This is a genomic window from Rhodoferax sp. P2_H8_2, from assembly GCF_056403235.1.
This window is the reverse complement of record NZ_JBFUFW010000011.1, coordinates 1-13,558: the sequence shown is the minus strand read 5'-3', so window position 1 is coordinate 13,558 and position 13,558 is coordinate 1. Positions and strand designations below refer to the sequence as shown.

The 13,558-nt window shown below is 60.9% G+C and carries 8 protein-coding genes; 3 read left to right on the top strand and 5 right to left on the bottom strand.

Annotated features, from left to right (window positions below; translation table 11 throughout):
- The first annotated feature begins 17 nt into the window (after positions 1–17).
- Positions 18–1,565, top strand: a complete 1,548-nt coding sequence (locus AC1DV6_RS16475) for a methyl-accepting chemotaxis protein (protein ID WP_477979307.1) — start codon at positions 18–20, stop codon at positions 1,563–1,565.
- Between the two features lie 289 nt (positions 1,566–1,854).
- Here AC1DV6_RS16475 and AC1DV6_RS16470 read toward each other — a convergent pair whose 3' ends face one another.
- Genes AC1DV6_RS16470 through AC1DV6_RS16460 form a run of 3 tightly spaced genes read right to left on the bottom strand, consistent with a single transcriptional unit; the run spans position 1,855 to position 5,944 of the window.
- Positions 1,855–2,313, bottom strand: coding sequence for a RidA family protein (locus AC1DV6_RS16470; protein ID WP_477979305.1), 459 nt, complete (start codon positions 2,311–2,313; stop codon positions 1,855–1,857).
- 10 nt (positions 2,314–2,323) lie between these two features.
- Positions 2,324–3,292: a transglutaminase family protein gene (locus tag AC1DV6_RS16465; protein ID WP_477979303.1), complete on the bottom strand. Its 969-nt coding sequence runs from the start codon at positions 3,290–3,292 to the stop codon at positions 2,324–2,326.
- Complete coding sequence (locus AC1DV6_RS16460; RefSeq protein WP_477979301.1) at positions 3,293–5,944, bottom strand: circularly permuted type 2 ATP-grasp protein; 2,652 nt, start codon at positions 5,942–5,944, stop codon at positions 3,293–3,295.
- Between the two features lie 125 nt (positions 5,945–6,069).
- Between AC1DV6_RS16460 and AC1DV6_RS16455 the strand changes: the two genes are divergently transcribed.
- Entirely contained in the window at positions 6,070–7,161 is a 1,092-nt protein-coding gene (locus tag AC1DV6_RS16455; protein WP_477979299.1) for a sensor histidine kinase, read from the top strand.
- Positions 7,158–7,931 (top strand): LytR/AlgR family response regulator transcription factor, encoded by a 774-nt coding sequence (locus tag AC1DV6_RS16450; protein ID WP_477979297.1) that lies wholly within the window; start codon positions 7,158–7,160, stop codon positions 7,929–7,931. Before AC1DV6_RS16455 ends, AC1DV6_RS16450 begins: the two co-directional genes overlap by 4 nt.
- A gap of 1,008 nt (positions 7,932–8,939) precedes the next feature.
- Here the strand turns inward: AC1DV6_RS16450 and AC1DV6_RS16445 are convergent.
- On the bottom strand, positions 8,940–9,719 hold the full coding sequence (locus AC1DV6_RS16445; protein WP_477979295.1) for a substrate-binding periplasmic protein: 780 nt from the start codon (positions 9,717–9,719) through the stop codon (positions 8,940–8,942).
- A 9-nt stretch (positions 9,720–9,728) separates the two neighbouring features.
- Positions 9,729–13,277: a transglutaminase family protein gene (locus tag AC1DV6_RS16440; RefSeq protein ID WP_477979293.1), complete on the bottom strand. Its 3,549-nt coding sequence runs from the start codon at positions 13,275–13,277 to the stop codon at positions 9,729–9,731.
- Between the last annotated feature and the right edge of the window lie 281 nt (positions 13,278–13,558).

Sequence of the window (13,558 nt, the reverse complement as noted above, 5' to 3'; positions counted from 1 at the left end):
TTGATCAGGAGGCCTCCATGAGCGGATTCAACAAACTGCGTATTGCCACGAAACTCTGGGCCTTCATTGCCCTGATTCTGCTGTCGCTGGTCCTGATTGCTGGCGCCGGGTTCACCCGCAGCGCCAAAATTCTGGGCGATGGCCGGGCTCAACTGCAGACCTCCAGTGACATTGTCCGGGTGACCAACCGCTGGAATGGCTACACCGAGCTGAACGCCGCGCGCAACAACGCGATCCTGGTCAGCAGCGAACCCAAGGTCGCCGATAACTTCAAGGACGCGATTGCCGCGACCAGCGCTGAAATCTCCGAACTGCAAAAGCAACTGGAAGCACTGCCGTTGACCGAGGGCGAGCGTGCCCAGCTGAAAAAAATTGCTGAATTCCGCAAGGTGATGTTTGTTGCGCGCGATGCGGCCAAGAAAGCCAAAGCCGATGGCCAGAGCGATGCCGCAGCGCAAATCTACAGCGGCCAATATTTGCCAGCGATGCAGGCCTACATCGCCAGCCAACGCGATTTGGTCAAGCTGGCTGAGGAGCGCGTGGTGGAGGTGCAGGCCGAAACCGAAGGCCTGCGCCAGACCAATTCCGTGATGATGATCAGCGGTCTGTTGGGCATCATGGTCGTCATTTTCATCGGTACTTTCTGGCTGGTTCGTTCGATCCGTGAGCCGCTGGACCGCGCCAATTTGCTGGCGGCGCGTATTGCCGAAGGGGATTTGAGCTCCCATATCTCGACCGACCGGCACGATGAATTTGGTGCCTTGCTGCGCTCGCTGGCAACGATGAACGAATCGCTGGGGCGCATGGTGTCGCAGGTGCGTGTCAGCACCGACAGCATCGCCACGGCCAGTGCCGAAATCGCCCAGGGCAACAACGACTTGGCTGCGCGCACCGAACAAACCTCCAGCAACCTGCAGTCCACCGCATCCAGCATGGACGCACTGACCATCACCGTGAAGCACAGCGCAGACAACTCGCGTCAGGCGGCAGCGCTGGCAGGCAGTGCGTCCACTGTGGCGCAGCGTGGTGGCTCGGTGGTCAAGGAAGTGGTGTCCACAATGCAGGAGATCGACGCCAGCAGCAAGAAGATTGCCGACATCATCAGCGTGATCGACGGCATCGCATTTCAGACCAACATCCTGGCGCTGAATGCAGCGGTTGAAGCGGCGCGCGCTGGCGAACAGGGGCGTGGCTTTGCCGTGGTTGCCAGCGAAGTACGCAGCTTGGCGCAGCGCAGTGCGGAAGCAGCGCGTGAGATCAAGACCTTGATTACGACTTCGGTGTCCAAAGTGGAATCTGGCACGCGGCTGGTCAGCGACGCGGGCAACACGATGGACGACATCGTGCAATCGGTACGCCGTGTGGCGGACGTGATTAACGAAATTACCTCTGCTGCGAACGAGCAAAGTGCTGGAATCGCGGGTGTCAATGAGGCTATTGGTACGCTGGATCAGATGACCCAGCAAAACGCCGCACTCGTGGAAGAAAGTGCAGCTGCCGCCGAGAGCTTGCGCGAGCAGGCGGATCGGATGAAGCAGGCGGTTGCTGTGTTTAAGGTTGCCTGAGTTTTTGTTCTGAGCCCGCTACGGAGCTAAGGCGGACTGTTTTGCTACGTGTCCCCCGCCCGCTACGCGGTCTCCTCCTTTACCTTCGCAAAACAGCCCGCCTCATCCCCGCAGCTACGTCGAAGTGACTCTGGTATTCCTGAGGGCGGTGCCAATACGTTCGCTGGAACTGACGGGGTGCCTGTTTTACGCAGGTAAAGGAGGAGGCACTGCGTAGCAGGGCCGGGGGACACGGAGTAAAACAGGCACCCCGTCAGTTCCCCCAATACGGTGACGACAAGACGACCGGTTATTCGATCTCAGCAATCAACTCAATCTCAACGCAGGAGCCACGTGGAATTTGGGCCACGCCAAAAGCGCTGCGTGCATGCGCACCCTTGTCGCCAAACACCTGACCGAACAATTCGCTGGCGCCATTGGTGACCAGATGCTGTTCGATAAAGGTATCGGTGGAGTTGACCAGCGACATCAGCTTGACGATGCGCTTGACACGATTCAGGTCACCGACGGCAGCGTGCAATGTGCCCATCAACTCAATGGCGATGGAACGCGCTGCGGCTTTACCTTCTTCCGTGGTCATGGTTTGACCCAGCTTGCCGACCCATGGGTTGCCGTCTTCCTTCTTGGCGATATGGCCGCTGATAAACACCAGCTTGCCAGTCTGTACAAACGGCACATAAGCCGCTGCTGGAATGGCCACCGGGGGCAGGGTGATGGAGAGTTCGGCCAGTTTGTCGTACACGCTCATAGGATGTCCTTCAGCTTTGAGATTGGGATTGTGATTGTGATTGCGATGGTGTGGCTTGCGCGCTGCGCACCGCTGGGGCCGCATTGTCGCCTATGGCCTGTACCGTCACTGCCACCTGCAGCGTGTGGCTGGCGCCACCGTGGATCACACCCTTGAGCGGCGATACATCGCCGAAGTCGCGGCCAAAGGCCAGCGTCACGTAATCGGCTCCCGGTGCATGCCAGGCCCAGCGGTTGTTGGTCGGGTCAAAGTCGCACCAGCGCGCGCCCTCGGGCAGGTCTGCGAGGTACACGCTAATCCACGCGTGGGATGCATCGCTGCCGACCAGCTTGGTCTGCCCTGGCGCGGCTTCGGTCAGCAAATAGCCGCTGACATAACGCCCCGGCAGGCCCAGGCTGCGAAGGCAGCCCAGCATGATGTGGGCGAAGTCCTGGCACACACCGCGGCGCTCCTGCAGCGCCTGCAATGCAGGGGTGTTGATCTCTGTGCTTTCGCTCTCGTAGCGGAAGTCCGTGTGCATGCGCTGCATCAAATGGATGGTGGCTTCCAGGAGCGGAATGCCGGGTGCAAAGCTGGGCCGTGCGTAGGCCGCGAAGTCGGGGTGGCGCGGCACAAACGGCGAGGCGTAGACAAATTCGCTGGCGGCGTCGTAAGGCGCGCCTGCCTGGTAGCGCAACGCTTCGCGTGCGACCTCCCAGACGACTTCGCTGTGCGGCAAGGCGTGTTCGCGGGTGCGCACCTGGCTGTGCGAGCTGACCACCAGCGAATCATGCGGAATCTGCAGCGAGAAGAAAGTGCGCGTGTTGCCGTACACATCTTCGTTGTCCTTTTGCTGGGCCGCAAAAGGCGCAATCGCCAGCGCGTGGCTGACCAATTGCTGGCCCGCATGGGTGCGCGGCGTGAGGTAAGCCATGTGCTGCGCAGTCTCCACCACCGGACGGTACCGGTAGCGGGTTTCATGCAGGACGTCGAGCAGCATCTAGCTACCTACGCTGAAATTGGTCTGACCGGAATGGGTGAAATAGGTAGCGCTGATGTCGTCGGAGATGGCGTACGCCGCATCACCCAGTGCAGACAGCAAATCCAGCAAAGACACGGGTGCGAGCAGCGCGGGAGCGCTTTGCAGATCAACATCAAAACCCCAGTCGGCCGGGTCTGGCACCTTCATGGATAGAGGGCCCAACACGCCCGCCGGACTGCCATCGAGTTTGGCCAGGCGACCGCGCAGCGTATGGGCCACCCAGGCCAATGACCGCGGGTTGTCGCGGTCCTGCACGAGCAGGTCGGTCAATGCCGGTAGTTCGCGGCTCTGCTGGAATTGCGCGTGGAAGGTAATGCTGCTGTCAAACAGCGCCAGCATGGCTTCGAAGCCGCCGTTGCTTTGCAGGCTCTCGGTCTCCAATCCGCAGGCCAGTGCGTTGGACAAGAAGCCCAATCGCTCGACCAGACGACCCACGCTCAACAAGCGCCAGCCGTCGTCGCGCGTCATGCGGTCAGTCTGCGCGCCGGTAATGGCGGCCAGATGGCCGCTGGCCGATTTGAGCACTCGCAGCGCCGCTGTGGTGGCGTAATCGCCGCGTGCCACATGGCGTTTGCAGCGCGCAGACAGCTCTTCCTCGGCCCTGACAATCACGCTCCAGTGTTCCTGCGACAGCCGCTCGCGCACGGCAGCTGCGGCCATCTTAAGCGCGCGCAGGTTGTAGCCCACGCTGGTTGCGCTCTCGCTGTCGCTACCGCCCAGACTTGCAATCAGCGAGCGCTCAAACACGCGGCGCGCCTGTTGCGGGCTGGGCACGCCGGGCAGCACCAGCGTATTGCGCAGCGCCAGCGTGTTCAGCCATTGCAACAGCGCCGGGTCATCTTGGTCTTCACCGGCCAGACATTCCAGTATAAGCACCGCCAGGCGCACCGAGTTTTCGGTGCGTTCGGTGTAGCGGCCCAGCCAGTACAGATTTTCTGCGGCGCGGCTGGTCACCAGGCGTTTGCGCTGTGCCACCAGTGCCGGGCTGTGGACGTTGTGCAAGAGCGTGTCGGTATCCACCTCGCCATCGGTCAGCGCCCAGACATCGGCACTGCTGCCGCCGCGCTGCATCGATGCAATATCGGCCTGGCCCTTGGCCACACGGGCCAGGCCGCCTGGCAGCACGCGCCAGCGTGGCTTGCCGTCGGCCGCCGGAACGTCCGACACCGCAAACACCCGCAGCAGCACCGAGCGCGCCTGCATACGCCCGGTCGCGCCCGGTTCGCTTTGCCATACTGGTATTTGCGACAGCGGCATGTAGGCCTGTACCGTGTGTTCTTCGCTCTGGCGCATGATGCGACCGGCCCAGGCGTCCAGCTCGGCTTGGTTCAACGTGTTGCCGATCACGGCATCAAAGTTGCCATGCAGCGACGAGCCGGGATAGGTTGGCTTGATCGTGTGTTCAGACAGTTGCGGCAGCGCTTCTTCCATCGCGCTGCGCTCGCCGCACCACCAGGTGGGCAAGGCGGGCATGTGCAATTCCTCGCCCAGAACATGCTTTGCCAGCCCAGGCATGAAGCCTAGTAGCGCGGGCGACTCCAGAAACGCCGAGCCTGGCGCATTGGCCACCAGCAGGTTGCCTGCGCGTATGGCTTGCAGCAATCCGGGCACGCCTAAAGTGGAGTCCGAGCGCAATTCCAGCGGGTCCAGATACTGATCGTCGACGCGCTTGAGCAAACCGTGCACCGGAACCAGGCCGCGCAGGGTCTTGAGAAACAGGCGATCCTCGCGCACCATCAGGTCGCTGCCTTCGACCAGTGTCAGGCCCAGGTAGCGCGCCAAGTAGGCGTGTTCAAAATAGGTTTCGTTGTACGGGCCAGGCGTCAGCAGCGCGATGTGCGCGTCGGTGCCGGCCGGGCTGCGCGCCTTCAGGCTGTCCATCAGCGCGCGGTAGGTCGATGCCAGGCGCTGCACATGCAATTCGTGGAAGGCCTGCGGAAACTGGCGCGACACCGCGAGGCGGTTTTCCAAAAGATAGCCCAGGCCCGATGGGGCTTGGGACCGTTGCCCCAACACCCACCACAGGCCGTCTGGCCCGCGCGCCACATCGAATGCAGCGATATGCAGATGCTGCCCGCCCACCGGCGCCACGCCGCACATGGGCCTCAAGAAGCCGGGGTGGCCGTGCACCAATGCCGGCGGCAGCAAACCCTGTTTGATGAAGTTTTGCGGGCCGTAGGCATCCGCCATCACGGCCTCCAACACCGCCATGCGCTGTTGTACGCCGGCCTCAATGTGCTGCCAACTGGCGGGGTCGATGATCAGCGGGAACAGGTCCAGCGACCAGGGGCGCTGTGGGCCTTCGGCATCGGCGTAGACGTTGTAGCTGACGCCGTTGTCGCGCACCTGGCGCTGCAGGCTGGCAAACCGTACATCCAGATCGGCACTGGTTGCCGCTTCAGATTGGGCAAAGAATTCGGTCCAAGCCCCCGTCAATGGTGCGTAAGAAGCTCCTGAATTTATAGCGCCCTGAGGGACCACATCCGGCGTCAAACCGCCCCGAAGCTCATCAAAATGCCCGGAATTGGCCTCGCAGGCCTGCGCTTGTGCGCTGACATCCAGGCCTGCTGGCGCAGGCTCGGGGGGGCGTATTTCGGTGGGAGATGTCACAGTGTCAGAGTATGCCAGTGGTGTCAGAGGGGTTAATACGGCTTTTGGCGCAGTCTGCGCCCGCAAAACCGCGCTTTATCCTGAATGCGATTGACCCTTTGGGGCCTCGGCCCTATCGTTGGAGCATGACTTTTCCCTCTACCAACCCTGTAACCCCCACAGATGCCGACAAGGGCCTGTGGGACCACCACCGCCTGAAACCCACGCTCCAGCAATTTATCGCGGTCATGGGCCTTGCGCTAGTCGCTGCGGTGAGCTTGATGCCAATCACCCGCAACAGCTTTGTCGAACTGCTGGGCGAAACCTGCTTTGTCGGTGTAGTGCTGCTGTTTGCGTTCAATTGCTCCGGTGCCTTGCGCCAGAAACTCTTGCCCCGTTGGGTCGCCCAATTGATGGCCGTCACATTTGGCGCCATCCTGGCGCCGCTGGTCGTTCAGCTGCTGGGCACCGGCGGCAGCTTCCATGATTTCATCACCTCGCGCTCGCTGGTCGGGGGGTATTTCATGGTGATGTTTGGTGGCCTGATCACAGGCAGTTTGATCGCCATGGGCGCGCTGTACCGCGAGCGCGACGCGCAGGCGCGGGCTGCTGCGCTGCAGTTTGAACTGGAACGCGAGACTCTGCAGCGTCAAGCCGCAGACGCGCGCCTGCATTTGCTGACCGCACAAATCGAGCCACACTTTCTGCTCAACACATTGGCCAACGTACAAACCCTGGTGGAAACCGGCTCGCCGCGCGCGGTACCGGTGTTTCGCAGCCTGATTGCCTACCTGCGCGGCGCGATGCAGCAGTTGCACCAGGAAAGCGCCACGCTGGCGGACGAAGAGCGGCTGGTGCGCTCCTACCTGGAGATCATGGCCATGCGCATGCCAGACCGCCTGACCTACAACGTGGATATTGATACCTCGCTGGCAACGCTGCGCTTTCCGCCGATGGCCCTACTCACGCTGGTGGAAAACTCGATTCGGCACGGCATAGACCCAGGCATCGAAGGCGGCCATATTGTTGTGGGCGCCCGGGCAGTGGGGGCCGACGGTGTGCACATCTGGGTAGCAGACACCGGCGTGGGCATGTCTGAAGAAGCGGGTCAAGGTACGGGGCTGACCAATCTTCAGCAGCGGCTGCAAGCGTTCTTTGGCAATGACGCGACAATGGAGTTGCTGGAGCAGTCGCCCCACGGCCTGCGCGTAGACCTGCGTTTCAAGAGGGCTGTATGAACACAGTGACTGCACTGATCGCCGATGACGAGCCTTTGCTGCGCGAACAGCTCGCATTGCAACTGAAACGCCTGTGGCCCGAGCTGGAAATCGTCGCCCAGGCGCGCAATGGGCGCGAGGCGGTGGAACTGTTTGACGAGTTCCAGCCCGCCGTGGTGTTTCTGGACGTCCACATGCCGGGCATGAACGGTGTCGAAGTGGCGCGTTGCATTGGGCGACGTGCGCAGGTGGTGTTTGTCACCGCGTTCGATACCTACGCCGTAGAGGCCTTCCGCCAGGGTGCCGTTGACTACTTGGTCAAGCCGCTGGAAGAGTCGCGCCTGCTGGACACGATTTGCCGCCTGAAAGAGCGCTTGCAAAAGCCCGCGGACAGCGCGCCCACCGAGCTGGATGCCGTGCTGGAACAAATGGCCAGCCAGATGCGCGAACGCAGCGAGCCACGCGCGTGGCTCAAGTGGATCAAAGCGTCAGTGGGCAATGCCGTGCGCTTGATTCCGGTGGAGCAGGTGCAGTACCTGAAGTCGGACACCAAATACACGCTGGTCGTATGGGAAGGCGGCGAGGCGCTGATACGCAAAACCATCCGCGAACTGGCCGACGCGCTGGACCCCGAACTGTTCGCACAGATTCACCGTTCGGTGATTGTCAATCTGCACCAGGTTGCGCAGTACACCCACGGCCCCGGAGACTCGGGTGAAGTTCAACTCAAGGGGCGCTCAGAGAAGCTGCCGGTGAGCCGGAGTTATCTGCATTTGTTTAGGCAGATGTAGGGGGAGTTTGAGTGTTGGGCGCGTTGGGTGATGTCGGCTTCAGGCTGTTAGCGGTCTTTTCTTCCGCTACAAAGCAGACATCCACATGCAACTTTAAAGTGGAGGCCACCGGAACGCAGCGTGCGCCGCGCAGCAGCAACTTCTACTGTGTGTCCGCGTGGGCCAACCGGTTAGGCTTAGGTTGTTCCCAAAGCATTTTCAATGATTAGCCACGCGTTTTCTATGTTGCGCCTTCGCCTTCAAATAGAGGCCTGCACCGTATACGCCGGTGCCAGTGAAGCAGTAGCCTACCTCATAGACTTTCGCGGTCTTGTTCGTGAAAATGACGATCAAGGAACAAGAGTTTTCAGGGCTTGAGATAACCCCCGCGCAGCGGTCGCGTGTAAGCGATATCTCCCCATCTAGGTTGCCATAGCGCGGTGCTCCGTCCGGTGCCATGTCCCCCAGAGCCTGCATTTCCACCTTCGCGGTTGCAGACCCATTGTCAGACACAGTGGCTTCGCCTACATGAATATAGGACCCTCCCTTTCGGACATACCGTGCTCCATGAATGCAATCCTCCGCCAACACGTAGCTTGAACAGAGTAGCAACGGCAGGGCTATAGCGACACCAAACAGTATGCGGAAGAGAGGTCTCATCACCTGCGCCTAGCGTGTTTTGGACATCAAGCAGGTCACATGAACAACTTTTTTTCGCGCCATGATTGCCTCCCAGTATTTTTTTAAAAGTGTTTGATTTATAGCTGACTTTTAGTGTGAGGTGGCAACTCGGTGCTTACGAAAATGCCGACTGATTCTGCAAACCCGCTTGTGAACAACTCGGTTTGATGATGATCAAAATGTAAGGAAGTGCGATAACGCATTGAATTGATTCGGAAATCTCAATTTCGCTATGCATTTAGTAGCGATAACAGAATCGGCAAGCCCAGCAAGCGCCGAAATCAGGCGGCTACTCTCAAAGACTGCTTTCGCTGCATAGCCGCAGCGATCTTAAGCCGCAACTTGGGTTCAATACACCAAGTCCCCAGCGTTCTTTTTCCACAACTTCTGTACCTCACCCGCCTTCTGCATTTTCTGAAATGCATCATCAAACAGCGGCAGCAATAGCGCGGCGGGGCTGCCCTTGGCGGCGATCAGGTGCATGGCGGGGCGGGTGGCGCCTTCTACGCCGTTGTGGCGCAGCTTGGGGTCTTCCAGGTAATGGTCGCGCCCGCCGTTGAGATGGGCGATGACCTCCAGTTCTTCGACAAAGTATTCGCAGCGTTTGATCTTCAGTTTCTCAATCATGCCGGCGTAGCTGCGGCTGCCCTGATCCAGATCACCGGCTCGCAGCCCATAGTGGCTATAGCTGGAGCCGTTCATGCCGCAGCCGCGGTAACGGCGCAGGTCTGCTATGGATTGGATCTTGACGGCCGATCCCGCCAGCATGAAGGCCTGCGGGGTTAGCGTTTTGTAGGGTTGGGAGTAGGTATAGATTTTTTCGCGCTCTTCGCTGAAGTAGGCGCCAGACGCCAAGTCAATTTCTCCCGCTGCAACCATCTTCAGGCAGCGGGCCCAAGGCAAGTCGCCGCGAAAGGCGACGGTTTTTCCCGATCGGGCAAACGCCGCGTGGATCATGTCGTAGGTGAATCCGGCCAGCTTCTGTGGTGTGGCCGCGCCGGGCGTCTTTTGCCAATAGAGCCAAGGCGGGCCGTCGCCGGGTTCGCTGCAGATGCTGACCGAGCCTTCTGCGCGGGCCATGCCTGCCCACAAGAAAACGCAAACCAGCAACAGCGCGAATCGGCTCATGGATGCAGTCTACGATCTGCGCAGGTCCTTTGTAAACGGGAATTCCTTGCTGCCCGCCACGTTGATGGTGGCCGGTGGCACGACCAGTGTGCCCGGCGTATGGCCCAAGGTGCTGAAGCGTGCCAGTCGCCGGCTTTCGGCTTCGTAGCTGTTGACCGGGAAGGTGTCGTAGTTGCGGCCGCCGGGGTGGGCCACAAAGTACTGGCAGCCGCCCAGCGAGCGTTTCATCCAGGTGTCGACGATGTCAAAGGTCAGAGGAGCGTGCACACCAATCGTGGGGTGCAGGCTGCTTGGCGGGTTCCAGGCCTTGTAGCGCACTGCGGCAACAAACTCGCCCACGGTACCGGTGCCGTGCATGGGCAGCGCTTCGCCGTTGCAGGTGACGACATAGCGGCTCTGGTTGAGGCCGGTGACGCGCACCTCGATGCGCTCCAGGCTGGAGTCCACATAGCGCGCGGTTCCGCCTGCCGAGCTTTCTTCGCCCATCACATGCCAAGGCTCCAGCGCGTTGCGCAGCGTCATCTCCACGCCCGCGCTGTTGACCGAGCCCAGCAGTGGGAAGCGGAACTCGTAGTGCGGTGCAAACCAGCTTGGATCAAACGCATAACCGGCTTGGTTCATTTCGGCCATCACGTCATCAAAATCCATCTTGATGAAGGTCGGCAGCATGAAGCGATCGTGCAACTCGGTGCCCCAACGGGTCACCGGCGCCTTGTACGGCGACTTCCAGAAGCGTGACACCAGCGCGCGCAGCAATAGTTGCTGCACGCTGCTCATGTGCGGATGCGGCGGCATCTCGAACGCGCGCAGTTCCAACAGGCCCAAACGCCCCGTGGAAGAGTCGGGCGAGTACATCTTGTCGATGGAGAACTCGCTGCGATGCGTGTTGCCAGTGACGTCGATCAGGATGTTGCGCAGCGTACGGTCCACCAGCCATGGCGGCATGGTCTGGCCATACAGCTCGCGGTTTTTGTAGATCTGCTCGATGGCGATTTCCAGTTCGTACAACTGGTCGTTGCGCGCTTCGTCCACGCGCGGCGCCTGGCTCGTCGGGCCGACAAACATGCCGCTGAACAGATAGCTCAAGCTTGGGTGGTTGTGCCAGTACAGCAGCAGGCTGGCCAGCAGCTCGGGCTTGCGCAGGAAGGGGCTGTCGGCGGGCGTTGCGCCGCCCATCACAAAGTGGTTGCCGCCGCCGGTGCCGGTGTGGCGGCCATCGACCATGAACTTTTCGGCCGACAGGCGCGACTCAAACGCGGCGTTGTACAAGAACTCGGTGTTGTAGACCAGCTCTTTCCAGTTGGCGACCGGGTGGATGTTGACTTCGATGACGCCGGGGTCGGGCGTGACCTGCAACAGCTTCAAGCGCGGGTCGCGTGGCGGTGGGTAGCCTTCCAGCACGATTTGTACACCCAGCTCGGTTGCCGTGGCTTCAATTGCGGCCAGTAAATCCAGATAGTCTTCCAGGCGCTCCAGCGGCGGCATGAAGATGTACATCACGCCGGACTTTTGTCCTACGGCTTCGGCCTTGGGGCCGCTTGCGCGGCGTGGGTCGCGCACTTCTACGCACAGCGCGGTACGCGTGATCCAGTGGGCGGATTCAAAGCGCGACGGTTGCGCGGCGTAGGCGGCGGGCTCTGGTTGCAACGGGGTTTGCGCGTTGAACGCGGCTTCGCTAACCGGGGCGGTGGCTGATTGCAGGGTGAGCTTTGCAGTGGGTGCGACTGGCGCACCCGCGACATACGGCACTTGCTCAGCTCGCGCAGACGTAGGAGCTTCAACCGTGGCTGTCGACGCGGTCGTTGTCGTGCGGATGGTGGCCGGTGTTTGCGCATAGCGTGCCGCAAATGCGTTGTGCGGCGGCAAGTTGCCGCGTGCAACCGTCGGGTCTTGTTCGACCAGATACGGGAAGTCGGCTTCACTGACCCAAGGAAGCGAATCCAGCGGCAGGCGCAAACCCATCGGCGAATCGCCGGGCATCAGATACATGCGCTCATCGCGGAAGAACCACGGGCCTGTGGTCCACACCGGACCGGAAGCACGTGGGCCTTCGGCCACCTTGAGCGGCAGCACATAGCCCACTTCAGAATCGAGCTTCTGCTCGAACACGCGGCGCAAGCGGGCGCGCTCCATTTCGTCGTCGAGTTTGGAGTTGAACGGGTCTACGTTGACCGGCAAGCGGCGCTCGCGCCACAGGTAGTACCAGCTGTCTTCATACCCAGCTTGTACAAACTTGTCGGTCAGGCCCAGCTTGGAGGCCAGCGTGCGGATGAAGTAGCCCGCGTCTTTGGCGGTGTAGTGGGTGGGCTTGCGCTCGTCGGTGAACAGCGCGGGGTTGTTCCAGACTTTTTGCTTGTCGGCACGCCAGTAGATGTTCAGCGCCCAGCGCGGCAGCTGTTCGCCGGGGTACCACTTGCCCTGGCCGAAATGCAGAAAGCCGCCCTGGCCGTATTCGTCGCGCAGCTTGTGCACCAGCGCTTGCGCAAAGCCGCGCTTGGTGGGGCCGAGCGCGTCGGTGTTCCATTCGCCAGCGTCGCGGTCGTCGACAGCCACAAACGTTGGTTCGCCGCCCATGGTCAGGCGCACGTCGCCTGCCACCAGTTCACGGTCCACCTGGTCGCCCAGCTTCATCACATCGGCCCACTGCTCTGGCGTGTAGGGTTTGGTGACGCGGGGGGATTCGTAGATGCGCGTGACCTGCATGTGGTGGCTGAATTCCACCTCGCTTTTGTCGACGCCGCCTTCAATCGGCGCCGCGCCCGAAGGCTGCGGTGTGCAGGCCAGAGGAATATGGCCTTCGCCGGCCATCAGTCCCGACGTGGCATCCAGCCCGACCCAGCCCGCGCCGGGTAGATAGACCTCGCACCAGGCGTGCAGATCGGTGAAATCGACTTCAGTGCCGCTGGGGCCGTCGAGCGATTTCACATCGGGCTTGAGTTGAATCAGATAGCCCGACACAAAGCGCGCGGCCAGACCACAGTGGCGCAGCAATTGCACCAGCATCCAGCCCGAATCGCGGCACGAGCCACTCGCTAGCGTCAGCGTTTCTTCCGGCGTTTGCACGCCAGGCTCCATGCGGATGGTGTAGGCCACAGCCTTGTGCACCAGTTGGTTCAGGTCCACCAAGAAGTCAATCGTGCGGCGGCGTTTGCGGTTGGTGCTGTTCAGGAAATTCTTGAACAACGGCGTCAGCGGGTCAGCAATCAAGTAGGGCGCAAGCTCCTGCTTCAGCGAAGGCTCGTACTTGAACGGAAACTCCTCAGCCGCGGGCTCCAGAAAGAAGTCAAACGGGTTGTAGACCGCCATCTCGACGACCAGATCGACGGTGACCTTGAATTGCTTGGTCTTCTCCGGGAATACCAGGCGGGCCTGGTAGTTGGCATAGGGGTCTTGTTGCCAGTTCAAGAAGTGGACTTCGGGCTCAACCTTCAGTGAATACGACAGCACCTTGCTGCGGCAGTGGGGGGCAGGGCGTAGCCGGATGACCTGGGGACCTAGATTGACCAGGCGGTCATAGGTGTAGTGCGTGACGTGGTTCAGCGCTGCGTGGATGGACATGGGCCGTTCTCAAAGTTGCCCTGCGTTCCCCGCAGGGCGGATGCGTCGTTTCCGCATGGTAGCAAGTGTTTCTGTCGTCAGAATGACTATGTCTAGCAAGAGATGGGCCATCGCGTCTTTGGTAGTTGCCTTTGTGTCCTGCCGCAGTGGGGAATGCCTGGGGGCCTCATGGTGTGCCTAAGGCCACACAAAATCGGCCCTGCGCATACCCCCTCACTCCACGAGCCCTTGGTATTCTGGAGCGTGTAAAAACTGCCTCACTTCTCGCCGGAGTGGGGGAT

What these genes read in the sequence shown, in the direction of transcription:
- AC1DV6_RS16470 (WP_477979305.1), bottom strand. Translation starts at nt 2,313, where the DNA reads ATGAGCGTGTACGACAAACTGGCCGAACTCTCCATCACCCTGCCCCCG.
- AC1DV6_RS16445 (WP_477979295.1), bottom strand. Translation starts at nt 9,719, where the DNA reads ATGAGCCGATTCGCGCTGTTGCTGGTTTGCGTTTTCTTGTGGGCAGGC.
- AC1DV6_RS16475 (WP_477979307.1), top strand. Translation starts at nt 18, where the DNA reads ATGAGCGGATTCAACAAACTGCGTATTGCCACGAAACTCTGGGCCTTC.
- AC1DV6_RS16450 (WP_477979297.1), top strand. Translation starts at nt 7,158, where the DNA reads ATGAACACAGTGACTGCACTGATCGCCGATGACGAGCCTTTGCTGCGC.
- AC1DV6_RS16440 (WP_477979293.1), bottom strand. Translation starts at nt 13,277, where the DNA reads ATGTCCATCCACGCAGCGCTGAACCACGTCACGCACTACACCTATGAC.
- AC1DV6_RS16465 (WP_477979303.1), bottom strand. Translation starts at nt 3,292, where the DNA reads ATGCTGCTCGACGTCCTGCATGAAACCCGCTACCGGTACCGTCCGGTG.
- AC1DV6_RS16455 (WP_477979299.1), top strand. Translation starts at nt 6,070, where the DNA reads ATGACTTTTCCCTCTACCAACCCTGTAACCCCCACAGATGCCGACAAG.